Origin of the sequence: Streptomyces sp. NPDC088817, from assembly GCF_044750345.1 — a bacterium.
Lineage (GTDB): Bacteria > Actinomycetota > Actinomycetes > Streptomycetales > Streptomycetaceae > Streptomyces.
In genome coordinates, this window is the sequence record NZ_JBIVJN010000019.1 from 43,142 (window position 1) to 66,375 (window position 23,234).

25 protein-coding genes are annotated in these 23,234 nt (G+C 70.4%); 21 read left to right on the forward strand and 4 right to left on the reverse strand.

What is annotated here, in order from left to right:
- Positions 1-226: 226 nt before the first annotated feature.
- The 10 genes from ACIP4X_RS29480 to ACIP4X_RS29525 all read left to right on the forward strand — a co-directional run bounded on the left by ACIP4X_RS29480 (position 227) and on the right by ACIP4X_RS29525 (position 10,725).
- Complete coding sequence (locus ACIP4X_RS29480) at positions 227-1,054, forward strand: NUDIX domain-containing protein (RefSeq protein ID WP_391455049.1); 828 nt, start codon at positions 227-229, stop codon at positions 1,052-1,054.
- A 27-nt stretch (positions 1,055-1,081) separates the two neighbouring features.
- On the forward strand, positions 1,082-2,296 hold the full coding sequence (locus tag ACIP4X_RS29485; protein WP_391455050.1) for an NUDIX domain-containing protein: 1,215 nt from the start codon (positions 1,082-1,084) through the stop codon (positions 2,294-2,296).
- A gap of 60 nt (positions 2,297-2,356) precedes the next feature.
- A complete protein-coding gene (locus tag ACIP4X_RS29490) occupies positions 2,357-3,421 on the forward strand; it encodes a radical SAM protein (RefSeq protein WP_391455051.1) in 1,065 nt (354 codons plus the stop codon).
- Positions 3,373-4,584, forward strand: coding sequence for an enolase C-terminal domain-like protein (locus ACIP4X_RS29495; RefSeq protein WP_401351358.1), 1,212 nt, complete (start codon positions 3,373-3,375; stop codon positions 4,582-4,584). Before ACIP4X_RS29490 ends, ACIP4X_RS29495 begins: the two co-directional genes overlap by 49 nt.
- Complete coding sequence (locus ACIP4X_RS29500) at positions 4,581-5,294, forward strand: HAD-IA family hydrolase (RefSeq protein WP_391455052.1); 714 nt, start codon at positions 4,581-4,583, stop codon at positions 5,292-5,294. Before ACIP4X_RS29495 ends, ACIP4X_RS29500 begins: the two co-directional genes overlap by 4 nt.
- Positions 5,294-6,457, forward strand: a complete 1,164-nt coding sequence (locus ACIP4X_RS29505; RefSeq protein WP_391455053.1) for a hypothetical protein — start codon at positions 5,294-5,296, stop codon at positions 6,455-6,457. Before ACIP4X_RS29500 ends, ACIP4X_RS29505 begins: the two co-directional genes overlap by 1 nt.
- The gene (locus ACIP4X_RS29510; RefSeq protein WP_391455054.1) at positions 6,454-8,613 is read left to right on the forward strand and encodes a phosphoketolase; all 2,160 of its coding nucleotides are present in this window, start codon (positions 6,454-6,456) and stop codon (positions 8,611-8,613) included. Before ACIP4X_RS29505 ends, ACIP4X_RS29510 begins: the two co-directional genes overlap by 4 nt.
- Positions 8,613-9,461: a phytanoyl-CoA dioxygenase family protein gene (locus ACIP4X_RS29515; protein ID WP_391455055.1), complete on the forward strand. Its 849-nt coding sequence runs from the start codon at positions 8,613-8,615 to the stop codon at positions 9,459-9,461. The genes ACIP4X_RS29510 and ACIP4X_RS29515 overlap by 1 nt, the downstream gene beginning before the upstream one ends.
- A 44-nt stretch (positions 9,462-9,505) precedes the next feature.
- The gene (locus ACIP4X_RS29520) at positions 9,506-10,318 is read left to right on the forward strand and encodes a methyltransferase domain-containing protein (protein WP_391455056.1); all 813 of its coding nucleotides are present in this window, start codon (positions 9,506-9,508) and stop codon (positions 10,316-10,318) included.
- A gap of 224 nt (positions 10,319-10,542) precedes the next feature.
- Positions 10,543-10,725 (forward strand): hypothetical protein, encoded by a 183-nt coding sequence (locus ACIP4X_RS29525; RefSeq protein ID WP_391455274.1) that lies wholly within the window; start codon positions 10,543-10,545, stop codon positions 10,723-10,725.
- Between the two features lie 94 nt (positions 10,726-10,819).
- On the opposite strand, the gene ACIP4X_RS29530 is transcribed toward ACIP4X_RS29525, so the two are convergent.
- From ACIP4X_RS29530 to ACIP4X_RS29545, 4 genes are all read right to left on the reverse strand, one after another.
- On the reverse strand, positions 10,820-11,443 hold the full coding sequence (locus tag ACIP4X_RS29530) for a hypothetical protein (RefSeq protein WP_391455057.1): 624 nt from the start codon (positions 11,441-11,443) through the stop codon (positions 10,820-10,822).
- Positions 11,440-12,636, reverse strand: coding sequence for an MAB_1171c family putative transporter (locus ACIP4X_RS29535; protein ID WP_391455058.1), 1,197 nt, complete (start codon positions 12,634-12,636; stop codon positions 11,440-11,442). Before ACIP4X_RS29535 ends, ACIP4X_RS29530 begins: the two co-directional genes overlap by 4 nt.
- Complete coding sequence (locus tag ACIP4X_RS29540; RefSeq protein ID WP_391455059.1) at positions 12,633-13,007, reverse strand: hypothetical protein; 375 nt, start codon at positions 13,005-13,007, stop codon at positions 12,633-12,635. Before ACIP4X_RS29540 ends, ACIP4X_RS29535 begins: the two co-directional genes overlap by 4 nt.
- 410 nt (positions 13,008-13,417) lie before the next feature.
- Positions 13,418-13,864: a helix-turn-helix domain-containing protein gene (locus ACIP4X_RS29545; RefSeq protein ID WP_391455060.1), complete on the reverse strand. Its 447-nt coding sequence runs from the start codon at positions 13,862-13,864 to the stop codon at positions 13,418-13,420.
- A gap of 531 nt (positions 13,865-14,395) precedes the next feature.
- Between ACIP4X_RS29545 and ACIP4X_RS29550 the strand changes: the two genes are divergently transcribed.
- From ACIP4X_RS29550 to ACIP4X_RS29600, 11 genes are all read left to right on the forward strand, one after another.
- On the forward strand, positions 14,396-14,539 hold the full coding sequence (locus ACIP4X_RS29550) for a hypothetical protein (protein WP_391455061.1): 144 nt from the start codon (positions 14,396-14,398) through the stop codon (positions 14,537-14,539).
- A complete protein-coding gene (locus tag ACIP4X_RS29555; RefSeq protein ID WP_391455062.1) occupies positions 14,536-15,432 on the forward strand; it encodes a helix-turn-helix domain-containing protein in 897 nt (298 codons plus the stop codon). The genes ACIP4X_RS29550 and ACIP4X_RS29555 overlap by 4 nt, the downstream gene beginning before the upstream one ends.
- A gap of 2 nt (positions 15,433-15,434) precedes the next feature.
- Positions 15,435-16,124: a hypothetical protein gene (locus tag ACIP4X_RS29560; RefSeq protein WP_391455063.1), complete on the forward strand. Its 690-nt coding sequence runs from the start codon at positions 15,435-15,437 to the stop codon at positions 16,122-16,124.
- 143 nt (positions 16,125-16,267) lie between these two features.
- On the forward strand, positions 16,268-16,915 hold the full coding sequence (locus tag ACIP4X_RS29565) for a WhiB family transcriptional regulator (protein ID WP_391455064.1): 648 nt from the start codon (positions 16,268-16,270) through the stop codon (positions 16,913-16,915).
- Entirely contained in the window at positions 16,912-18,540 is a 1,629-nt protein-coding gene (locus ACIP4X_RS29570) for a hypothetical protein (RefSeq protein WP_391455065.1), read from the forward strand. Before ACIP4X_RS29565 ends, ACIP4X_RS29570 begins: the two co-directional genes overlap by 4 nt.
- Positions 18,537-18,728, forward strand: coding sequence for a hypothetical protein (locus tag ACIP4X_RS29575; protein ID WP_391455066.1), 192 nt, complete (start codon positions 18,537-18,539; stop codon positions 18,726-18,728). The genes ACIP4X_RS29570 and ACIP4X_RS29575 overlap by 4 nt, the downstream gene beginning before the upstream one ends.
- Before the next feature lie 81 nt (positions 18,729-18,809).
- Positions 18,810-19,043 carry a hypothetical protein gene (locus ACIP4X_RS29580; protein ID WP_391455067.1) on the forward strand — a complete coding sequence of 78 codons (234 nt, stop codon included), beginning with the start codon at positions 18,810-18,812 and terminating at the stop codon, positions 19,041-19,043.
- Positions 19,040-19,663 carry a plasmid mobilization protein gene (locus tag ACIP4X_RS29585; RefSeq protein ID WP_391455068.1) on the forward strand — a complete coding sequence of 208 codons (624 nt, stop codon included), beginning with the start codon at positions 19,040-19,042 and terminating at the stop codon, positions 19,661-19,663. Before ACIP4X_RS29580 ends, ACIP4X_RS29585 begins: the two co-directional genes overlap by 4 nt.
- Positions 19,660-21,402: a relaxase/mobilization nuclease domain-containing protein gene (locus ACIP4X_RS29590; protein WP_391455069.1), complete on the forward strand. Its 1,743-nt coding sequence runs from the start codon at positions 19,660-19,662 to the stop codon at positions 21,400-21,402. Before ACIP4X_RS29585 ends, ACIP4X_RS29590 begins: the two co-directional genes overlap by 4 nt.
- Positions 21,403-21,556: 154 nt before the next feature.
- On the forward strand, positions 21,557-21,991 hold the full coding sequence (locus ACIP4X_RS29595; RefSeq protein ID WP_391455070.1) for a hypothetical protein: 435 nt from the start codon (positions 21,557-21,559) through the stop codon (positions 21,989-21,991).
- 80 nt (positions 21,992-22,071) lie between these two features.
- Positions 22,072-22,767: a hypothetical protein gene (locus tag ACIP4X_RS29600; RefSeq protein WP_391455071.1), complete on the forward strand. Its 696-nt coding sequence runs from the start codon at positions 22,072-22,074 to the stop codon at positions 22,765-22,767.
- Positions 22,768-23,234: the final 467 nt, after the last annotated feature.

Below are 23,234 nucleotides of genomic sequence, written 5' to 3' on the forward strand. Positions count from 1 at the left end.
CGGGCACCGCACCCTGGCGCGCCTACGAGCCCAAGACCACCCCCAGTGAACCGGCCACCCTGAAGGTCCGCCCCGGACAAGCCCTGGCTTGTCTTCCAGTAGCCCGCACACCCCGCAACAGACCAGCCGCAAGCATCGATCGGAGGCGCTCGTGCCTGACGACATCCAGCAAGCAGTCTCGGCCATCCCTGGTCCGGCGACAGGAGGTGAACGGCATGAGCACCACATGCGCCTGCTCCCGAGGTACTACCGCCAAGTGGAGGCAGGCCGTAAGACGATCGAGGTCAGGGTGGCCACCCCGCAGAAGCGCGTCATCGCAGCTGGCGACCTGGTCGTCTTCCATGACCAGGACAGCGACCGGGAACTCGACGTCATCGTGCAGCGGATCACCCGCTACGCCTCCTTCGAGGCTCTGCTCAGCTCGGAGGACCCCGCGCGCATCGACCCGGACGGACCGCTCGGGGAACTGCTCGCCAACCTCCGGAGCATCTACCCGCCGGCCAAGGAAGCTCTCGGCGCTCTCGCCTTCGAATTCGACCACCGCCCCGCCCGGCCGGGCCGCCCCATGCCGATGACACCCACGCAGTACGCACAGACCGTTCCCCACCACACCGTGTACGGCTGCCTGTACGTCCGCGACGAGGACGACCGACCAGTACAGCTGCGCTCGGTCTACGGCTCCCGGCTCTGGCAATTCCCAGGCGGCAACCTCGACGCACAGGGAGAGGACCCGCTCCAGACCGCCCGGCGCGAAGGACTCGAAGAGACCGGTCTCGAACTCGGGCTGACAGCACCGAAATTGCTACTCACGCACTTTCTGCACGCCGGGCCGCGCATGCCGCTGAACAAAGTGGGGCTCATCTTCGACGGCGGCCAACTGACCAGAGACCAACTAGCACAGATCCGCCTCGATCCCGCAGAACACGACATGTGGGCCGTGCACGACATGGCCGGCTGGCAGGAGTTGATGGCGCCCCGTGACTTCTCCCGTCTCAACGCCCTCGAACGTGCCCGAACTGGCGAAGGCCCCGCCTACCTCATCACGCACGCCTGACCGTCTACCGCCCACCGAGGAGGCACCGTGCCCGTGGAGGACATCAACACTCGAGCCTGGAAGATCTACGGCCAGCGCCAACTCGCGCGTTCCTACACGCCGCCCATTCCCGACCGAATGTCCTGGACGCCGTGGGAGGGGATCGGGCCAGGTGCTGAAATCCTTGGCGACATCACCGGCCGCCGCGTCCTGGACATCGGGTCCGGGGCAGGCCATCACGCCGTCCACCTCGCGCCCACCCACGGCGCTCGCGTCACCGGAATTGAACTATCCCCGACCCAGCACGAACGCGCCACCTCCACCCACGCCGGTACCCCGGACGTGGAGTTCACACAAGGAGATGTAGCCGAATACCTCGCCGAGGTCGAGCCGTTCGACGCCGCGTACGCCATCGGCACACTGGCCTTCATCGACCCACACCGGGCGCTGCCAGCCCTGCGCGACGGACTGCGTCCCGGCGCACCGCTGATCCTCTCGCTCCTGCACACCGACCTGAACGGTCTCGGTCCGTCCACGCAGGTGACACCGCGCGAGCAGATGATCCTGCTGCGCGACGATCCACCGCTGGCCACCCAGATGTGGGTCCTGGCACCGCAACTGTGGGAGGACCTACTCACCGAGTACGGCTTCCGTGTCGAGACCATTGACCTGCTGCACCACCCGGACGAAAGCGCCGCGGTCATCCAGCAGCTCATCCGTGCCCGCCGCCTGCCCGACCGGCCGGCAATGGTCTCCAGCCGCCCCCGCAGCAGCAGGCCGCCAGTGCCGCACGCGGCTGTCGGCGTCGGAGCCATCCTCGTCAGCAAGCAGGGCCTCCTGTTGGGCCGCCATAAACGCGGCACCCTCGAACTGCCCGGTGGAACCGTCGAGGCCGGTGAGTCCTTCGATGCCGCAGTGGTGCGCGAACTCGGCGAGGAGACCGGTCTCACCACTCACACCAGCGCCGTCACACTCCTGGGCACGCTCGTCGACCATGTCGAAGGCGTCCTGCGGGTCACCGTCGGTGCCCTCGTGCATGCCTGGCACGGACAGCCGACCACGCAGCCGAACGAGAGCGTCGGCGACTGGGAGTGGTACCCACTCGATCATCTTCCCGACGGTTTGTTCGTGTGCAGTGCTCAGATCCTCACCGCCTGGCAGCCCGACCTGCCCATCGACCACACCCCCGCTCAGTTCACCCCTTACGCAGTCGGCGACGGAGCCCCCCACGGCTTTCGGAAGCGAACCCGACCGCCCGCCTAACCCCCTTCACGGCTCTCCATTAGGGCATCCCCAACCGTCCACCGAGACCAGGAGATCAAAGTGCTCAAGTCCATACGCCACTTGCAGGACGTGGCCCGCGAGTGGGAGATCAACGCCGAAGACGTGCTGCTCATCGCGCTGAACAGCTGCGGAGCGCGCTCGCCGCTGGACAAGCCGCGCATGCGGTTCCAGCTGGAGCTGGACTCACGGCCGACCGACCCGTCGTATCTGATCCTCTCTCTGGGCCGCCAGGACTCGCCGTTCGAAATCGACGATCGCGAGCTGCGGCTGCATGGTGAGCGGGTCGGCACGGTCACCGGCATCGAGGATGACGACGCCGTGCTGGGCTACTGGCGCAACGGCACGAAGATGCTCACCCTGAACTCCAACCAGCGCTCCCAATGTGTCGGGTGCACCTTCTGTCCGAACACCCTGGAAGGCGCTGCGGACCCGGCGATCCGCGAACTCGACCTGCCCGGCTACTTCGCCGCCCTCGCGGCGAACTCCGGCGTCCCGGACCTGTCGGGAGTCGAGACCGTCACGGTGTGCACCGGGTGCTTCCTGTACGAGCACCTGGCCTTGGAGCACCTGGAGGGTGTGCGTGCCGCGATGCGCAGCACTGGCTGCGAAGGGACTCTGCACTTCCTGTCGTCGGTCCTCACCAGCGAGGCGGGCCTGGACCGGGCCGCCGCACTCGGTCCGTTCCACCTGACGCTGACGGTGGAGTGTTTCACCAACCGGGCGAACATCCTCAAGCAATCCAAGGCCGCGCTCACAATCGAACAGATGGTCGCCACGCTCGGGGCGGCGAAGGAACGGGGCATTACCACGGACTTCACGTACATCGTGGGCCTGGACCCGGTCGAGGAGGCAGTGGAGAACCTGAAGCGGCTGGTGCCGGTGACCACGGCGTTCCCGCGGTTCCAGACGTACCAGGCGCACAACCCGCTAATGGACGTCTACCGCACACCGGGGTCGGACACCATCGAGTGGAACCTGGAGATGCGCCGCGCGATCGAGGAGCTGTTCGCACGGACGGGGCTTCGCCCGCAGTGGTGGCAGAACTACCGTTCACCGTGGGCGTACACCTTCGCCGCGGAGCAACTGACTGGGGCGCGGATCTGATGGCCGGGCAGCGCCGCAGTGCCGCGACGGTGGTGCGGGCGGTGCGGGTGTGGCCGGTGGCCGGGCAGCCGGCCGGTCTTCCAGAGGGCTTACCGGATGCCGTGGCCGCGGTGGCTGTGGCGCCGGCGGGTCCGTCGTGGCCGGAGCACCGGACGCGGTTCACGATCGAGGTGGTCGGCGACGGGGTCTCGGGCTGGCATGCGCCCGTGGGTGAGAGCGTGGCGCGGCTCGTCGTGGACACCCTCGCTGACGGGCTGGTCGGCCACGATGCGGCGGCGCCGCGCAAGCTCGGCTACCGACCGCGGGCCGGCCGGCACCAGCAGGGGGCACACGCCCGGCAGGCCGTGTCGGCGACCGAGCTGGCGTGCTGGGATCTGGCGTCGCGGGCCTCGGGGCGGTCGGTGCCGGAGCTGCTGGGCGGCACGGTACGGGCCCGGGTGCCGGTGTACGCGTCCGCGCTCGGCCTGGACCCGGTTCGTCCGGAGGCGGTGAAGGCGGCGGCGTGGATCGCCGAGCAGGGGTTCTGGGGGCAGAAGTGGCCGCTCACCAAGGAGTTGCTGCGCCAGGGGACGCGGGCCGTCGCCAGGGTGCTGGAGGTTCTGCGGGAGGCGGCGGGCGAGGGTCGGTTCATGGTCGACGGGCTGCGCCGGTGCCGGCTGGACGAGGCGCTCGCCCTGCTACCCGTGCTGGCCGACCTGGAGGTCGCGTTCGCCGAGGAGTTGCTGGAGCCGGGCGGCTTCGCCTGGGGCAGGGTGCGGGCGGCCGGTATCGGAGTTCCGATGGCGGCCGGCGAGCACGCGGTCGACGAGCACGAGCAGATGCGGCTGCTGGCCGGTGGGACGGTGGACGTGTGGCAGACCGACCCGGGCTGGTCGGGCGGGCTGGCCCGCTCCCTGCACACCACTGAGGTCGCCGCCGATCTGGGGATGGCGACGTTCCCGCACGGCGACCGGCTGTGGGCATCGCTCGCGCTGGCCGGGGCGTGCTGCCGGGACAAGATTCCGGCGGTGGAGTGGCATCTGACTCTGGAGCCGCTGCGGCAGCAGGTGTTCACCGAGCCGGCCGCCGTGGAGGCGGGGCTGCTGCCGTCCGGGCCCGGCGCCGGGCTCGCCCCGCTGCCGGTCACCTCCTCGCCTCTCCCGGCGTGGGAGGTCGGGTCGTGACCGGCCGGGTGATGTGGACCGGGGTGCGGGCGGTCTGCTTCGACATGGGCGGCACGCTGGTGCGCCCGGAGCCGGTGGCGACGACCGGCCAGGTCGCCGAGGTCCTCGGCATCTCCTTGGAGGAGGCCCGCGCCCTGATGGGCCGGGGTGCCAAGCGGCGCCTGGTCACCCCGCAGGACCTCGCCCACGAGCTCGCGGACGGCTTCGGGCGGCCCGGGCTCACCGGCCCGCTCACCGAGGTGCTGGAGCGGGCTCGGTGCCGGGCCGAGGACCCGCAGCTGTACCCGGACGTGCCGGACACGCTGGCCGTGCTCCGGAGGCGGGGCTTCGCCCTGTACGCCATGACCAACGCGCTCGGCTCCTCGGTGCCCGAGCAGGAGCCAGAGGTGTTCCAGAAGTTGCTGGACACCGTCTTCTACTCGGCGCGGACCGGCGCGATCAAGCCGGAGCCAGAGGCGTTCGCCGCAGTCCAGCGCGCCAGCGGGCTGCGTCCGCGGGAGCTGCTGCACGTCGGCGACACATTGAACGCTGACGTACACGGGGCCGCAGCAGTCGGTTGGAACACCGCCTTGGTAGACCGACACCACACGACCGAGCCGCTGACGCCCGTCATGAGCGCGCCGCGACTGCATTCCCTCGTCTCTCTCCCGCCGCTGCTGCCACTCAAGGCTGCGACGACCGGCACGATCGCCTCGGAGGTGGCCGGCTGATGGAGCCGTCCCGCATATCCCGCCCGGCAACACCCCCGGCTCACAACCCGCTGTCGTCATCGGTGCCCCTGTTCGACTCCAGTCAGCTGCCGCTGCGCACCTGGTGCGAAGGCAGCCGCGAGGACGCGGTCACCGGCCTGGTCGCCTTCCCCGACTTCCACAGCCACATCCCGCGCTGCCTGGCCGCCGCTCTGGACGAGGGGCGGCTGGTGGCGCTGGCGATCGGGGACGTCGACGGGCTGAAGGACCACGTGGAGCGGACGAACTCCACAAGCCCGACCTCCTACGGGCACCTGGCCGGCAACGAGGTCATGGCGACCCTGGGGGCCACGACCCGTGCGTGGTTCCGCGAGCAGCTCTTCGACTCCGGCTGCGCGGCGACCTTCGGCGGAGACGAGGTGATCCTCGCCGCGGTCGTGGATGACGCCGCCCAGTTCCACCAGGCCCTCGGGGTGCTGCGGGAGCGGCTCGGCTCCGTGTTGCCAGTGACGGTCTCCTTCGCCCTGATGTTCGTCACCACCGGCGACCTGCCCGCGAAGCGGGAGCGGAGCTGGAAGCACGACTTCACCAACACCCTGCTCGCGGCGGTGGACCGGACGCTGTTCACGCACAAGGCGGCGCGGCGCGCCGGGGGCGGCCAGGGCGGCATCATCGCCGTCACCCGCCCGCCCGTACTGTCCGAGCATGACCAGGCGGGGCCGAATCCGCTGGCCCTGCTCCCGCTTCCGGCCGCTTCCGACGTCGTGCATGTGGTGGCCCGTCCGGGGCGGATCGGCAGCCTGGACTTCCTGCTGCTGCCCTGCCGCGGGCCGGTCGGCCAGCGCGGCGCCCAGCTGCGCGTCACCTTCCCCACCAGCAGCGCGAAGACCGTCGTGGCCTACGCGCTGCGCGGCCAGGCCGCGGTGCCGTACGCTGCTGTCACCGACGGTGTGACCGGGGTGCCGCTGACCGTGCAGGGCGTGCGGGACCGCACCCCGCGCAGTGTGGCCGAGGACCTGGCCGCCGCTCTGGAGCAGGCCGGGCTGGACTGGAGCGTGGTGCCCATCCACGAGCAGGCTCAGATCCTCCACCTGATCACCGAGGCCGGAACCCCAGAGATCCGGGCCGGGCGGGTCACCGCCGCCGTGGATGCGGTCGCCGCACGGAAGGGGGCGGCACGGTGACCAAGACCGCTCTGCTCCCCGAGCCCGCTGCCATGGCGGGCCCGGGCGACTTCCCCGCCTGGGGGCGGGCCGCCGCGCAAGCCGCAGCCTGCGTGCCGGACTCGGCCGTCACAGCCGCATGGCGGGCGCTGAACTACCTGTGCGCCGCGCAGCTGTACCTGAACGACAACGTGCTGCCCGCCCGATCGCTGCGGGTGGAGGACGTGAAGGAGGCGCCGAGCGGCCACTGGGGGGTGTGCCCGCCGGTGAACTTCATGCTCGCGCACCTGGGGCCGCTCACCGCCGGACGTCCCCCGGGCAGCGAGCTCCTGGTCGTCCACGGCGCCGGGCACGCTGGACCCTCCGCCCTGGCCCACGCCTACCTGACCAAGACCCTCACCCTGACCGGCAACGGACCGGGCTGGTCCGCGGCCGACATGCGCGCCCTCGCCGCAGGCTTCCCCCACACCCGCGCCTACGGCGGGGAGATCACCCCGCTCATCCCCGGCGTGCGCTACACCGGCGGCCAGCTCGGGCCGGCGCTCGCCGTCGCGCAGGGCATGGTCCTGGACGCCCCACACCGCCTGGTGGTCGCGCTGCTCGGCGACGGGGAGCTGGAGACCGGCGCCACCGCGGCGGCGTGGACGGCCCGGCGGGCGCTGCTCGGGTCCGGGCTGCACGGCGCGGTGCTGCCCGTCGTCCTGGCCAACGGCCTGCGGATGGGCGGCCCCTCCATCCTGGCCGGGCTCGACGAGGACGAGCTGCGTGCGTACTTCACCGGCCTGGGGTACGAGCCGTTCCTCCACGACGGCTCCGCCGTGGCCGGCTTCCGGGCGGTCCTGGCCGAGGTGTTCGCCCGGCTGCGCCCGCTCGGAGTCGCCCGCCCGCAACCGGTGCTCGTCCTGACCATGCCCAAGGGCGCGACCGGCCCCGAGGAGGTCGCCGGCCGCCGGATCGCCGGAACCCCGGCCGTCCATAAGACCCCGCTGAAGGACCCCGCCCGCAACCGGGAGGAGTTCGACGCCCTCGCCGCGTGGCTGGCCTCGTACGAGCCCGCTGCGCTGTTCACCGGCCGAGGACAGCCGTCCGGCCTCGTACAGCAGGCGCTGCCGCACCCGGCGCCCCGGCCCCGCTCGGCTCCGCCCGTGGCACCACTCGCCGTCCGCGGAGAACAGGCGTGGCCGCTGGTCAGCGCGGTGATCCGCGAGCGCGCCGCCGCCGGCGCCTTCCGGTTGTTCAGCCCTGACGAGTCCGCCTCCAACCGGCTGCGCCTGGCCGCCGACGGCGGAGACGGCCCGATGCCCGAGTGGGCGAGCGAGATCCTCAACGAGGAAATCTGCCACGCCTGGCTGCAGGGCTACACCGAGACCGGCCGGGACGCGCTGCTGGCCACGTACGAGGCGTTCGCCGCGGTGAACACGAGCGTGCTCGTCCAGCATCTCAAGCACCGCAGCGCGCGGACCGCGACCGGGGCCGGTGGGCTGGCGAACGTCAACTACCTGATCACCTCGCTGGGTTGGCGCAACACCTACACCCACCAGAACCCCGGGCTCGTCTCCGCGATGCTGGAGACGGAGAACCCCACCGTGCACGTCTACACCCCGGCCGATGCCACCCGCGCGGCGGCCGTCCTCGCGGTCATGCTCGCCGGGCGGGATGGGGCGAACTTCCTGATTGCCGACAAGCACCACACGCTCGCGTTCCCCCCGGACACCTTCCGCGAGGAGCTGACCAGCGGCGCCGCGATCTGGACCCACCTGAGTACCCCCAGCCCGGAGCACCCGGACATCGTCCTGGCCTCCGCCGGGGATGTCGCGGCGCGCGAGCTGTCCGCCGCGGCCGGCCAACTCGCCGCCGCCCGTCCGGACGCCCGTATCCGCTACGTGCACATCAACGACCTCACCGTCCTTGGCCCCCCGGGCACCTGGCCCGCCGCACTGCCCGACGGCGCCTTCGACCGCCTGTTCCCGACCGGGGCCCCCGTACTGCTGGCCACCGTCACGCAGGCCCCGGCCGTACGAGCCCTGCTCGCCGGCCGCGGCGAAGCCGCCCGTGTCCGCGTAGTCGGCTACCGTGACCCAGGCCGCCCCCTGCCCTCCGCCGACCTGCTGGAGTACTGCGGCATGTCCGCCGCCGCACTCACCGACCAGGCGCTCTCGATGTTGAAGGAGCAGTGATGACTACCCCGCTCGCACCCGACCCTGAGCAGCTGGCCACCTTCGACCGCGACGGCCTGCTCATCCTGCGCGGCGCCCTCGACCCCAAGGCCCGCGACAGCGCGGCCAAAGCCGCAGGCCGACTCCTCGCCACGGACCGGACCGCAGGCAGGGACCGCTCGGTCGACGGCAAGGACGGCTTCCGCGGCGTCGTCGCCTTGGACGACGCCTTCCTGCCGCTCGTCGCCAACCCGGCCGTGCTGCCCACGCTCATCGCGCTACTCAGCCCCAACATCCATCTGCTGTCGAGCAACCTGATCTCCATGCCGTCCCTGCCGGACGAGCAGCGCACCATCCGCGTGCCGTCCCGGCACGGATGGCACCGCGACATGTCCTCCACTGTGACCGACCTCGGCGTCGAGCACACGCCCCGTCTGGCGATCAAGGTGGCGTACTTCCTCACCGACCCAGGCCCGGACGCCGGGCTCACGATGTTCGTGCCCGGCAGTCACACCCGCACCGGGCCCGTCTCCGTCCCCCGGGGGGCCATCGACCCGTCCGGCGCGATCACTCCGGACATCGGCCCGTACGACGTGGTGCTCTTCGAGAACCGCACCTGGCACGCCGGCGGCCTGAACCGCTCCGGCCACGAGCGGCTGGCCGTGATGATGCAGTACGGCTTCCGGTGGCTCAACGCGGTCGACGACCCTGTCCCCGACCTTCTCGACCGGCCGGACCTGGATGACGTCGAGCGACAGCTCCTCGGCGCCCGCGACCGCCACCCCGACAACTCCGTCGCCCGCGAGGGCTCCGGCGCACGCCCCCTCACCGACTGGTGGGAGCACCTGAACGCCACCCCGGCTCGTTGACCGATCACCCGCCCCTGACCGCACCCCGGCGAGAGACTGGATCCGTGACCCCCTCCACCCCCTCGTACACGCCCGAAGAACTGTTCGCCTCCACCTCGCCGTACTACGTCGTCTTCCGGCCCCGCTACGCGCCCGAGTTCTACACCCTGCTCGCCGACCGCTTCGGCCTGACCGGCAGCCAGCGCGTCCTCGATCTCGGTGCCGGTCCCGGCATCATCGCCCTCGACCTCGCCCCGCTCGTCGGCGAGGTCATCGCCGTCGACCCCGAAAAGGGCATGCTCGAAGAGGGCCGCCGCCTCGCCGCCGAGCACGACATCACCAACATCACCTGGCACGAGGGCGACTCCACCACCCTCCCGACGATGGACATCGGGCCCGTGCTGCTCACCATCATGGGCGCGGCGTACCACTGGATGGACCGCGACCGCGTCGCCCGGGACCTCGACCGGATCATCGAGCCGGGCGGAGCGATCGTCCTCGCCTCCGGCGGCGCCCCCGGCGACCTCGAGCCCGCCCCCTGGCGGCAGGTCGTCGACGAGGTCCGCACCCGCTACCTCGGCCCCGAACGTCGCGCCGGCTCCGGGACCTACTCCCACCCCAAGGAGCGCCACCAGGACGTCCTCGCCCGCTCCCCGTTCTCCCAGGTCAACACCGCGCGCTGGGATCACACCCTGACCCGCACCGTGGACGAGGTCATCGGCTGGGTCTTCAGCCTCTCCTACTCCAGCCCCGCCCAGCTCGGCGCGAACAAGGACGCCTTCGAGCAGGACCTGCGCGCAGCGCTGCTCGCCTTCGCCCCGACCGGGCGGTTCGACGAGGTGATCCGCACCGAGGCGATCATCGCTACCAGGCCGTAACCCAACCAGGGGCAGCTCGGACATACGGTCCGCGTAACAGCATTCAGGATCGTAGACGTACCCGAAGCATGCGTCGCCCGCCACCTCCGTGAGCGGGCTCCACCTTCAAGGGGGAGCCCGCGTCCGGCACCGGCCGCGACCCTGACCACTTCATCACCGCGGGCGAGCCCACACTCACCTTGGAAGGAAGCACGACATCGTGAGCGAGCACCGCCGTCCTGCTCATCGGGATCACCGGCTCCGGCAAGACACGCCTCGCCCAGGCCCTGGCCGACCGCGGCCTGATCCGCCTTAGCGTGGACGAGGAGGTCCACCACCTCCACGGACGGTACGGCGTCGACTACCCCGCGCACCAATACTTCGAGCGCGACACCCCCATCGTCGAGACCGTACGCGCGATAGCGTGACTGGACGAGGTGATCGTCAGCCGCTGCTGCGCGTGGCTACCAGGCGGCTCCACCGATACGGGGCGCGCCCGACACGGCGCGCCCGCCGAAGCTGCTACCGCAGAAGCGTGAACACCAGGGCAGCGGTGGAGCCCAACGCGGTGCCGCAGACGAGCTGAGCCAGAGTGTGTGCCTTCAGGACGCGACGGGACCACCCCATGGCCACGACGAAAAGGACCGCAGGAAGGACCAGCGCCTGGCCGAAGACCAGGACGAGGATCATCACAGCGCCGCCGGCAACGGCGTTGTGCACGGATATCTGCCACCACACCGTCACCGTCAGCGCGCTGGCCAGGCCGACGAGCATGGCGATGACGAGCGCGAAGACCTCCTGCGGCGCGCCCAGGACGTTCAGGAGCACGATGCCGGTCACCACTGAGGCCAAGGTGGCCGTGAGGGGAGCGATGCGCTGTTTACGTACGCGGACGTGCTTGTCGGTGAGCTTCCCGCGACGGACGCCGAAGTGGATGATCCCCATGGGGACGATGCCGCAGAAGAAGGCAGCGAACAGGCCCCATCCGACACCGCTGAAACTGCTGGTGCTGTGCCAGCCGATCAGCAGGAGCAGCGCGATGACCAGGTTGGCCGGTGCGAAGACGTCGGTGAGGACCTTCGCCGCTTTCACCTGCGGGGTGGCTTCGGCGTAGGTGGGGGTGGGGGGTGCAACGAAGGTGCTCATGCCGGTTGCTCCATCAGGCGGTCTTCCACGTCCGTGAAGTCTCGGACGAGGTCGGAGTGGTAGGCGTCGGACAGCTGGGTGAGCGCAGAGATCTCACTGCGCAGGTCCCGCCCGCCGCCCGCGGGGCGGTGCTCTGCGCTGGAGCCGGGTGCTGCGCCCCGGAGCTTGGCGTGGCGTGCGGCGGCGAGCCAGCAGGCTTCGGCGGCGATTGCAGCCTGCGTACCGAAGAGGCCGCGGGCTTCGGCGTGTTGCTGGGCCCGTTTCCGGAGGGCGGGCGACGCGTAGTTGTTGAGGGCCAGTGCGGCATCGCGGATCTCGACGCCTCGGCGGTACAAACGGTCGTGCACATTGAGTGGGTTGAGGTATTCGGTCACCGCGCCGCGTGGAGTGTGAAGGCGTACGGAGGGTGTGGCCTGTGTGAGGTCTCGCCACAGGGGGCGCAGGCGCAGTAGCGCGTGCCGCTTGGCCCGCCAGCTGCGGAGCAGGCTGAGCATGGGCAGGCTGGTGCCTGCGACGATGAGGACGAGGGCCGCCATGAGCAGGGCGGTGCAGATGTAGTCGTCCACGGCGCCGGGGAAGAGACCGTCACCGCGGATGCGTGCGGCGATCGTGGTCGCTCTGACGACGGCATACGCGACGCCAGCGGCCAGGCCCACGCCAATGGTTCGAAGCCCCCAACTGAGCGCTCGGCCACTTGAGTTGCGTCCCCAGCGCCAGCAGACCCTCATGCCTCCCAGCAGCGAGGCGGTGAGGTAGCCGAGGAAGAGAAGCGTGTAGGCGAGGAACACGTAATGGGCCACGGGGTCCGCGAATATCGCCGGCGTCTCGTACGGCTGGAGTTTCGCGAAGAACAAGATCGCCATGGCGAGCGCCGTCGCACAGGCGAACGTGATGCGCCGCCGCTTGGTTCGCGGCCCATCCGAAGCCCCGGAAACCTTACGCAAGAAGGCCAGCAGAGCAGCTGGTGCGAGCACCCCTCCGACGAGGTGCTTCAGCAAGTAGGAGAGATCGGTAACGCCAGTCCATAGGTCGAGCGCTCTTCCGGGCGGCATGCGCAACGTCATCATGACGGCCAGCCCGAAGAACGCCCACCAAAGAGATCGGTCCTGCCCCTTCCGCCAGACCTTGACGGCGCGCCATGCAACGGTAATCCACAGGAGCGCGGTGACCACAAACGTGAAGACGTTCATCATCTGCCGTCACCGCGCAACGCCGCAGCTATACGGTCGAGTTCAGGATCATGGGTTTTCGGAAGGGGCGTCAGTTTTGCCAATTTGGCTATTCGAGTGGCGAGTTGCTCGGCCTCGCGCTCTTGGGGACTGCTGAAGTTCGCCCGTCCCAGCACACTGCGGACAGTGCGGGGATCGATGGTGGTGAACAGTTCGCCCAGGTTGGCGCCCAAACTCGCGTCGCTCGAGGAGCTGTGCCCGAGGAGCATGTGGCTGATCTCGTGCAGGACGATGTGGTCTCGGTGCAGCGGGGAGGTCGACGCCTCGAAAAAGATGCAGTCCGCTGTGTCGAGTTCCACCCACAGGCCGCACAACTCGTCGTCCGCTCCGCTCACTCCTCCGACTTCCTCGACGAGTAGAGGGCGACCTCGGTGCTCCGCTACGGCTGCGCAGAACTTCCGCAGATCGAAGGGGGAAGGAATCTCGATCCCTGACAGTGGGTCCGGCTTCACCGGTTTCCGGAGTTGCCGGAAGGACGGCATCCGGAGTCGCTGCTGCGAGCGCAACGATTCCCTCCCTGGTCTTTCATTTCTGCTTGCTGCAGGCGCACTGATGGCGCACCATCGGGCACTTTATGTGACCCGGGGATGATGATCCAGAGAGGAGAATTCCGACTTCCAAGATCGACACCCTGCGTGGCCACCCCAAATACAGAGCGCTCCCAAGAGCCTCGCCATTTTCGGGACGACCGGACAGAAGTGTCCTAATTCCTACAGGACCCATCTCCTGCAGGAAGTGACGAGAGTCATACACTCTGTCCCGACTGACCGCCATCGTTGAGGCCCTCAAGTTCCCGAGCTCGCTCGATGAACGCCTGCACGGTGCGGAGGGTCTCAGGAGAAAGGCCGGAGGCGCGCAGGGCCACGGAACGGACCTGGTTGTCGCGCATCGACTCGAGCAGGGTCACTTCCGCCTGAGCGCGCGCCCCCTCGTCGTCATCAAAGAAGTACGCCGGCGACACGCCAAAGAAAGCCGCGATCGCCTTTAGGTACTTGATGCCCGGATTATCCCGTTGCCCCGTGCGCAACTGGTGAAGGAAGCTCGCCGACATGCTAGGGCCGCCCATGTCCGCCACGCCTCGGGCTACTTCGCGCAGCGAGTAAGGCCCCCGCCCTTCGGGATGAATCACCCGAAACAGTCGGTCGACCTTCTCCGCCAGAGCGCGCCCCTCCTCACTGACCTCGTCGCCCACCACTCGACCTCTCTCTGTCGCACATAGGGGTCCATCAAACCAAACCCGTCAACTCACGCGTACACCCCACCCGCAGAGCCAACGAAGATGTCCGCATCAGTTGACAGATGCCGCCGCCCACAGCTTACGATCTTGCCTGACTGTCAACAGGTGTAAACAGCCTCCGTGGGGGCGATCCCATACGAGAGGCACGAGAAGCTGACTGCACGTAAGCCCATCAACGGGCAAATCCACACGAAGCAGAGAGTTGTAGAGAGTTTAAGAACCAAGTCTGGATCTTGACACAGGGTCGTGCGTATGTTCGTCGTCCCCCGGGCAGCCCGCCCGGCGCGACGAGCATGAGGAGCAGTGGCATGCGCGCACTCCGGGCCAGGTAGGCCCGCAAACAGCGATGGCGCCCGAGAACGGCAACTCCCGGACGCCGAACGCTTTACGGCAGACCGCCCCGGCAAGGGCGGAGATCGCCGCCATCACCACGCTGATCCCTTCCAGGGGGCGTCTCAGCGTGGCAACACCAAAGGAGATTCTTGCATGCGCTCCGCCCTGCGCAAAAGGCCCAACGGCCTGGCCTGCGCGGCAGCCGCCCGCTTCCCGGCCTCCACCCACCGGCGTGAACACGTCCCGGCCGCCGGGCCGACGCAGCCCTCCCACCTGACGGTCGGGAGCGGCCGATGAGCGTCGACGCCCGCGAGTGGGTGTGGAAACACAGCTCCAGCCGCGGGACCGCACGCCTGGTCCTGCTGTCGATCGCCGACCGCGTACCGGACGAGCAGTGCGCTGCCTGGGCCTCACTCTCCAGCCTGGTCGAGCGCACGAACGCGAGCCGGACCGCAGTACGCGACGCGCTTACGTCGCTCGTCCAGGGCGGCGAGCTGAAGGTGCTGGACCATCTGCAGGGCCCGCAGCGCACCACGGTCTACCGCTTGCCGCGCGCCGCCGCGTGGCTGGCCAAGGTCGCGGCAGCCACGCGGGAAGACCCGGACGTGTACGTCGAGCCGCCGACGGAGTCGGACCCGGTGCCCGAGCTGGACGAGAAGCGGCTTTGGCGGCACGGGATCTGGCCCAAGGAGGGTACGGATAGCGCCCCTTCCCGCCGGAATCCGACCGGTGCGGAATCCGGCCCCTCGCGACGGAACCCGACCCCCCGACGTGCCGGATTCCGCACCCCGCAAGGTACGGAATCCAACCCCCAGAACCGTAGAGAACCGAAGATGAACCGTAAAGGCAGCAGTAGTGGTGCTGCCCTCACCTCGGCCGGCGAGTGGCAGGTCGACCCAGCCACCGAAGCCTGGGCCCACCAGCAGGGGCACCTCGCCCGCCTCGGCGAGGACGGCCTGCGCGCCGCCGACGCGAAGTGGCGTGCCCACCGGGCCGACTGGAAGCCTCGCTCGGCAAGCGCCTGGGCTGCCGACTGGCGCTCCTGGATCGCCCGGGAGCACGCCCCCGGCCGCCCGAACCTCTACGCCCTGCCCGGCAGCGGCCCCGCCCCCGCAGGCGGCATGACCCGCGCGGAGGCCCACACCGCCGCCCTTGCCGCCGCCCTCGACGAACTGACCGGAACGGAGTAGCCGTGGACCGCCGCGAAATCGCCGCCCTGCTGGCCTACATCGGCCGGCTCGACCCCCGCACCATCCGCACCGACCAGGGCGAGGCCCGCGATCAGCTCGCCCAGTGGCACGAGCTGCTCGCCGACGTGCCCCTGGCCACACAGCACGGCTGGGACGCCTGCATCGCCGCCCGCCAGCACATCCGGGTCTCGCCGTACCAGATCCTGCCCGCGGACATCGCCCGGCCGTGGGAGAGCTACCGGCGCGACCGCCTGGACCGGCACACCGATCCCACCCCGTCCGCCGACCCCGACGACCAGGCGGCCTGGACCGCCGAGCTGGTCGGCACCCGGCACGCCGTCGCCACCGGCACCGCGCAGCCCGTGCAGTACCGGCAGCTCACCAGCCGCCGGGTCGACCCGAAGCTGGAGGCGCGGCTGCGGCAGGTCGGCTCCTGCATCCCGCCGGAGGCCCGGGCCGCCCTCGCGCCCTACCGGCCCGCCCGAGCGGCACGCGAGGCGGCCATCGCCCAGGGCCAGCCGGACGCGCTCTCGGTCCGCTGCGAATGGTGCCAGGCCCCGGTCGGCGAACCGTGCCGCCGCCGGCGCATCGGCCCGGACGGCGCTGCACGCGGCAACGTACCGCGCGCCACCCCGCACCACTGCCGCCTCGACCTCGCCGCACAGCAGGCACAGCAGCCCGCAACGGCTTGACCGGCCCAACCCGCCGGTGCACTGCAACAACACCACCGTCCCGCCCCGGCTGCGGCGCCCATCCGCGCCGCAGCCGGCACCGACGCCGCGTCCGCCGCTGCCGACCTCCACCAGCCGGACGCAGCAGCACATCGGAGACCGCCTTGCGCCACATCACCACCCACGCCGCGCCGGCCACCGGCCTGCGCGGCATCGGCGACACCAGCTGGCATGCCCGCGGCGTGTGCCACGGCATGGACCCCGAGGACGCCGACGCCACCTTCTTCCCGCTGCCCCGGGACTACGAGGCCATCGCCGAGGCGAAGGAGCTGTGCGGCCTGTGCCCGGTCCGCCGCGACTGCCTCAACTACGCCCTGGAGAACGTACTCAAGGAAGGGATCTGGGGCGGGCTGACCGAGGCGGAGCGGCGTCCCTGGCACGACGGGCTGCCCCAGCGCCTCGATTACGGCCGCGTGATCGCCTTCTTCAACGGACGCGACGTGCACCTGACCGAGGCCGAGCGCCAGGTCGTCATCGACCACGCCTACGTCCGGGGCTGGCGCCCCGATCGGCTCGCCGCCGCCCTGCAGATCAGCCACAAACACGCCCGTGACCTGCTGCGGCAGGCCGCCAACAAGGTCTTCGACCGCGACCGGACCCTCGGCGTACCGAGGCGCAAGAACAAGAAGAAGGGGACGCAGACCGCCCCGACGGCCAGCCGACCCGCGTCCGCCAAGCCCGGCACGAAGCCGCCGGTATGCCAGCCGGCGAAACCCACCTCGGCGCACGCCTCTCACGGAAAGGCAGCATGACCCACCACACCGTTCTGTCCCTCGGTGCCGTCCCGGACCTGTCCCTCCTCCTCGCCATCGGCGTCCCCGTCACCACCCTGGCGCTGGCCCTGACCGCCTGGGCGATCCGACGCCGGGGCCCCCGTCCGCAGAAACGTCTCGGCAGCCCGGCGGTCAGGATCGCCGCGCTCGCCGCGCTCGGCTGCACCGCCTACAGCGCGGACACCAGCTGGCGGTTCGCCGCCGACTACCTCGACATGGCCGGCACCGCCGAGCGCGTCGGCATGTTCGCCGCCGCCGAACTCGCCCTCTTCGCCACCGCGCTGATGGCCCGGCAGAACCTGGCCGCCCAGGGGGCGCCCGGACTGCCGGGCACCCTGGTGTGGGTCATCACCGGAGTGCAGGTGATCCCCGCCTACGCCGAGAGCGGCCCCGTCGGCGGCACCGTCCGCGCCTTCGTCGGGCCGGTCATGGCGGCGATGCTGTGGCACCTGGCCATGGGCATCGAACTGCGTCTGCGCACCCCCGGCGCCGCCTCCCACGGCCTGATCGCCACCCTCGGGCGTGAGGCACGCGAGCGGCTGCTGTCCCGCCTCGGTATCGCCGCCCGGGACCGCGACGCCGCGCAGATCACCCGTGACCGTGCCACCGCCCGCGCGGTCGCGCTCGCCGCCCGCCTCGCCGAGCGCACCCCCAAGCAGCAGCAAAGCCGGCGTGGCCGGCTACTCACGCGACGGCTGTCGAAGGCGATCGGCCGGGCCTCGGTCGGAACGGACCCTGCCCAGCGCGCCGTGCTGCTCGACCAGCTCGCCGCCCGTCGGCACGCACTCGCGCTCGCCACGGTCCCCCTGCCCTCCCCTTGGTCCCCGCACCACGACAGCGAGATGACCGTCACGGTCCCCGCACAGACGGCCTGGAATACCACGGTCCCCATCGGCGGTCCCCGCACAGCCTCCGAACCCGCCGGGGGCCGGGGACCGTTCCCCGGAACCGGGGACTGTGACTCGGGGACCGAGCTGGGGACCGGGGACCGTGGCGCGGAGACCGAGGCGGTCAAACCAGAGTCCGAGAAGGGGCCCGTCAGCCGTATGGGGACAGCCTTCGCTGCGGCGAAAGCGCCTGCTCAGGCCCCTGAACCGTACCGGGGACCGAGTGACGCCGAGTCGGGGACCGACACCACCGGGGACCGGGGACCGAGCACCCCCGACACGGGGACCGACACCACCGGGGACCGGGGACCAAGCACCCCCGACACGGGGACCGACACCACCGGGGACCGGGGACCGAGCACCCCCGACACGGGGACCGACACCACCGGGGACCGGGAGCACAAGATGCTCCTCAAACGGAAGCCGACCACGACGGCCACGGGCAAGGCAGGTAAGCGGAGCAGGTCCCGGAGCCCGCAGACGCAGCGTCCACCGCGCGAGCCGGAGCAGTCCGTGGAGCACCTCGTCGAGCAGGTCCGTCCCCACGTACCGGCCCTGCTCGAGCGGGACGGCAACGAAGCCGTGACCCGGGTCCAACTGAGGGAGATCATCCGGCGCGAGGGCCTCAAGGGCGGCCGGAACGACCGACTGAGCCTCGTCCTCCAGCAGCTGCGGAGCGAGGACACCACCACGAAGACAAGGAGCACCGCCCGATGAAGACCTGCCCGCGGTTCGCGGCCCTTCGCGAGGAGTACGAGCGGGAGATCGGCTTCCTGAACGCTCATTCCGAGCGGCATGCCGGAAGTCCGGCGGCGAAATCCAGCGCGAAACACGCCGCGTCGATGAAGGCGCGGATGGCCCGGGCACTCAGCGGCCACGTCGGACGCTGCCCCGAGTGCGGCTGACCAGCAAGTCAAAGCCCTTACCCACCAACGATTGCCCGGCCTGCGCCGGGCAACCGCACCCGCTCCAGGAGGTTCCCCATAGTGCCCCTCACCGCCCGCACGTCCCGGCCGACGGTCGCCGAAGCTGGTGCCTGGGCGGACGTCTTGGTCCGGCGGCGGCTTCTGCACGCCGCAGTTCCCGTCCCGACCGGCCAGTGGCTCATCCAGAACGAGGCCAACGGGCCCGTGTACGTCCTCGCAGGACCGGCCGACGTCGTCGACCTCGCCGCCGCCGTCCAGCTCCGCATCCGCTCCACGAGGCCCGATACCCAATGACAACCCCGCATGAGAACGGCACCGCCCCGGAACCCGCTGCCGACCTCAACTCGGTCTCGGCGCGAGCAAGTTGGGGCGGAAGCGTAGCTTCCGCCGAGCCCGCCCTCGAGGGGGCGGGAGAGGACCTGCACCGGGGGGCGCAGGTCCTGGAGGCTTCGACCGAGGGCGGATCGAAGCCGGGGCAGGAAAGGCCGTCGCAACGCCGCAGCCGCCGCGAGCGCGGTGTCCGCGCTCGCCAGCGTCCGCGTCAGCCGCGCGAGAAGAAGCGCCTGCACCAGCCCAACACTCGTTTCAACGACGAGGAGTTTGCCCTGATCAAGTCCGCCGCCGCTCGATGCAACCTGTCCGTCGCCGGGTTCCTCGCGCGCTCCGCTCTCGCCGCTGCTCGCGACCTCGACCGCACCAGCACCGAGATCGCCGATGAGCGTGAAGTAATCACCGCACTGTTCGATAGCCGCCGCAGACTCGGCTGGGCCGGCAGCAACCTCAACCAGGCAGTCAAGGCCCTCAACTCCGGTGCCGAAGTACCCCAGCTCGAAGCAGCGGTCGCCGCTGTCCACCGCGCCGCCGAGACGGTCCGTGAAGCCTCCGAGCGGTTGATCGAGCAGCGTGCCTCATGATCCCCAGCGTCAATAAGTCCGGCTCCAGGACGATCGGCTTGCTCGCGTACCTCTATGGCCCGGGCAAGCACGAGGAGCACACCGACCCTCACCTCGTGGCCTCCTTCGACGGCATGTCGCCCGACCCCGGACTCGACCCGAAGGCCACTCTCAAGGACCTCCAGCAGCTCCTCGACCAGCCGGTCCAGGCGCTGCCCGAACACGCCCGTCCGGCCAAGCACGTCTGGCACACCTCGGTGCGCGCGACTACCGACGACCGGATCCTCACCGACGAGGAGTGGGGCGACATCGCCCGACGCATTGTGGCCGCCACCGGCATCGACCCCGGCGGCGGCCAACCCGGGTGTCGCTGGGCCGCCGTACGGCACGCCGACGACCACATCCACATCGTCGCCACCCTGGTCTGCGAGGACGGCAGCCGCCCCGACGACTTCCGCTCCGGCAAGCGGGCGCAGGCCGAATGCCGTCTGATCGAGAAGGAACTCGGCCTGCACCAGGTCGCACCCGGTGACGGGACCGCCGCGCAGCGTCCGACCAGTGCCGAGCGCCACAAGGCCGAGCGCCGGGGCCGGGACCGCACCGCGCGGGAGGAGCTGCGTGAGGCCGTGCGGCGCGCGGTGGCCGGCGCGACGAGCGAGGAGGAGTTCTTCGACCGGCTGGCCGCCGCCGGCCTGCTGATCCGCAAGCGCGCCGCTCCCTCCGGTGACCTGCTCGGATACAAGGTCGCCCTGCCCGACGATCGCAACAAGGACGACGAGCCGGTGTTCTACCCCGGCGCCCGCCTCTCACCGGACCTGTCCCTGCCGCGCATCCGGGAGCGCTGGTCCGCAGGCAGGCCCGCGCAGGACGCCCCACCAGCCGACCGGACCGGCCCGGCAGCCGCGACCGGCCCGGCCGCCGCGCGCCGGCGAGCGGCCTCGGCAGCATGGACTGCGGTGCTGGTGATCGAGCACGGCGAGGACGCGGTCGCCGCCGCGCACATCGCCGCCGCCGGCGAGGTCCTGGACGCGCTCGCGAAGACCTCCGCCGCCCACACCCGCCGCGAACTGCGAGAAGCTGCATGGGCGTTCGAGCGCGCCTCCCGGTCCCATGTCCGTGCCGAGCGCGGCCACGGCCGGGCCCTGCGGCAGGCCGCCCGCGACCTCGTCTACGGCGGCCCGGCCCTCGGCCGCGGCGAAGACGGAGCAACCACGGCCATGGCGATCGACATGCTCTTCTTCCTCATCACCGCCGCCGCACGCTGGCACGCCAAGAAGAACCACGCCCAGCAGGCTGCCGCAGCGCACAGGGCAGCCGAGCACCTGCGCTCCGCCTACCAGGCCGCAACAGCAGCGCCGCTTGGCGCCCTGTACCAGCGGGGACGGCACCTCAACCGCACGCTACGGCAGCGGCAGACGACCATGCTGCGCGAAGCAGTGCCGGAGCTGGCCGAGCAGATCCTCGCCGAGCCAGGCTGGTACGCACTCGCTGCCACTCTCGCCGACGCGGAAGCCGCCGGCCACGCCCCTGCTGCTCTGCTCACCGAAGCGGCGGGGCAACACGAACTCGACACGGCCGCGTCGATCAGCGACGTCCTCGTGTGGCGCCTGCGCCGGGCCGCGGACCTGCCCGCTGACACGACCGACATAGCGCACGACGAAAGCGCGGCAGAACATTTCACGCACCAGCCCAGGCAGCGTAGTTCCCGTCCGGTGTCACGCTCCCACTCGGAAGCCGCGCCGACCAGGGATCGGCGATAGGCCGAACCACGGCCTTGCGGCATCGAGACGCACCAGGCCAGCAGCTGCCTGGTCACGACTGTGGACTTTGTGAATTGAAGCAGGTCCGGGGGTTAAGAAACGATCATGACGCGTGCAGAACGAGACGAGGGAGGACGTCAGGGTGTTTCACCGGATGCGCCGCCGGCGAGCGGCGGAGACCAGCGAGCTGCAGCACCGCAGCTACGAGGCATACCAGCGGATGGCCGGCCAGGTTCCACCGGAGGTCGAACGGCTGCGGGCCACGCAGCAGCCCACTGAACCAGCATCAGCGGTGGACGACTTCCTTCCACCTGAGCTGCGCGTGCCGAGCCACGACCAGCTCGACGGCCGGATGATGCCCTGGACACAGCCGATCGTCCTCGACGGCGAGGTCGTTGCCTGCACCGAGTGCGGCGCGTACCGGGACTGGCTCATCCTCTCCACCCGCGACCAAATCTGGCTGCGCTGCCGCCAGGGGCACCAGCAGCGGGAGACCCGCCTCGACACCGCCTGGTACAACCGGTACGCCGGCCCCGCGGACGCGCACCACGAGACGTTCGAGGACTGCCTGCGGCACCTCGGCCACTGACCGCCATCCCTACGACCCCACCGGGCCCACGGGCCCGCGCTGCCCAACCGTTGCCCAGAAGCAAAGGGGTCAGCTCCACCATGCGCGTTCGCGTCGCCACCACCGCCCTCGGCCTCACCGCCGTCACCGCCCTCGCCCTGCCCGCCTGCTCCACCGACACCAGCGAGGCGAAGCCCGCCCAGTCATCCCCCGCCCACACCGGACAGCCGGCCGACGCCGCCCAGAACGACAATCCACTGTCCTCGGACGTGTTGGAGACCCGCCTGCTCGATGAGCACGACCTCGGCAGCGGCTACACCCGCGCGCCCGAGCGGCCCTCTCAGCACGACGATGTCACCATCCTCGGCTGCCCCGCCCTCAACGCCTTGGGCGGCGACGCAGTCACCGGAGGATCGCTGGACTTCCCCCGGCAGGCGAAGGCCACCTTCATCTACGCCGGCAGCAGCAACTCGGAGGTGACCGAGGTGCTGTACAGCGATACGTCAAGCAAACTGTCCACCGGCATGGGGCAGATCTTCGACGCCATGACCGGCTGCCCGGAGTACCAGGTCCTCGTCGGGGGCTCCGCCATCGACATAGCCACGCAGAAGATGGCCCCGCCCCGGCTCGGTGATGAGCAGTGGAGCCAGCTGCTGACCTTCTCCGGCAGCGGCCGGGACACGGTGGTGAAGCAGACCGCGGTCCGCCACGGCAGCGTGCTTCTGGTCGTCTCGGGTTCGCCCGCCTTCGTCGACCGGCACCTCGACAAGGCCCTCGCGAAGGCCACACGGCGCTAACCTCGCGCTTTCATGAGGCGGGCTGCCCGATGGGGGCACCCGGAGATCCTCACGGTCACCGTCGGCGGTAAGGCTCACACGGTGCGCCTGGACCATGCGAGCAGCATCGGCCAAGGCTGACCAACTCACCGTCTGCGCCAGAACCGCAACGCATCCCCAAGCGCTCTGACTACTTGGGCCAACCCAGCCAGGATGTCAGGGCGTTCGGACGGAGCTGATCGGAAGATGACTACCGCGATGCTTCCGAAGACGGTGAGGCAGACGACCGTCAGGCAGTAGGCGAACGCAGTCACAGGGTTGAGTACGGACCACACGACAAGCACTCCTCAACAACGGTGTATGTCACGTGTCGTGAGGAGGAAGCGCGGGCTACCTCAACGACGACAGATGACCTGCCAGAGCGCAGGGCCCTTGCTGCGCACTGCACCGTTGCGATGCATGTCGTTGAGGTCCACGAGAGACCTACA

Excerpts from the sequence above, each read along its gene's own strand:
- ACIP4X_RS29480 (WP_391455049.1), top strand. The coding sequence starts at position 227 with ATGCGCCTGCTCCCGAGGTACTACCGCCAAGTGGAGGCAGGCCGTAAG.
- ACIP4X_RS29505 (WP_391455053.1), top strand. The coding sequence starts at position 5,294 with ATGGAGCCGTCCCGCATATCCCGCCCGGCAACACCCCCGGCTCACAAC.
- ACIP4X_RS29515 (WP_391455055.1), top strand. The coding sequence starts at position 8,613 with ATGACTACCCCGCTCGCACCCGACCCTGAGCAGCTGGCCACCTTCGAC.
- ACIP4X_RS29530 (WP_391455057.1), bottom strand. The coding sequence starts at position 11,443 with ATGAGCACCTTCGTTGCACCCCCCACCCCCACCTACGCCGAAGCCACC.
- ACIP4X_RS29535 (WP_391455058.1), bottom strand. The coding sequence starts at position 12,636 with ATGATGAACGTCTTCACGTTTGTGGTCACCGCGCTCCTGTGGATTACC.
- ACIP4X_RS29550 (WP_391455061.1), top strand. The coding sequence starts at position 14,396 with ATGCGCTCCGCCCTGCGCAAAAGGCCCAACGGCCTGGCCTGCGCGGCA.
- ACIP4X_RS29555 (WP_391455062.1), top strand. The coding sequence starts at position 14,536 with ATGAGCGTCGACGCCCGCGAGTGGGTGTGGAAACACAGCTCCAGCCGC.
- ACIP4X_RS29570 (WP_391455065.1), top strand. The coding sequence starts at position 16,912 with ATGACCCACCACACCGTTCTGTCCCTCGGTGCCGTCCCGGACCTGTCC.
- ACIP4X_RS29575 (WP_391455066.1), top strand. The coding sequence starts at position 18,537 with ATGAAGACCTGCCCGCGGTTCGCGGCCCTTCGCGAGGAGTACGAGCGG.
- ACIP4X_RS29585 (WP_391455068.1), top strand. The coding sequence starts at position 19,040 with ATGACAACCCCGCATGAGAACGGCACCGCCCCGGAACCCGCTGCCGAC.
- ACIP4X_RS29590 (WP_391455069.1), top strand. The coding sequence starts at position 19,660 with ATGATCCCCAGCGTCAATAAGTCCGGCTCCAGGACGATCGGCTTGCTC.
- ACIP4X_RS29595 (WP_391455070.1), top strand. The coding sequence starts at position 21,557 with ATGCGCCGCCGGCGAGCGGCGGAGACCAGCGAGCTGCAGCACCGCAGC.
- ACIP4X_RS29600 (WP_391455071.1), top strand. The coding sequence starts at position 22,072 with ATGCGCGTTCGCGTCGCCACCACCGCCCTCGGCCTCACCGCCGTCACC.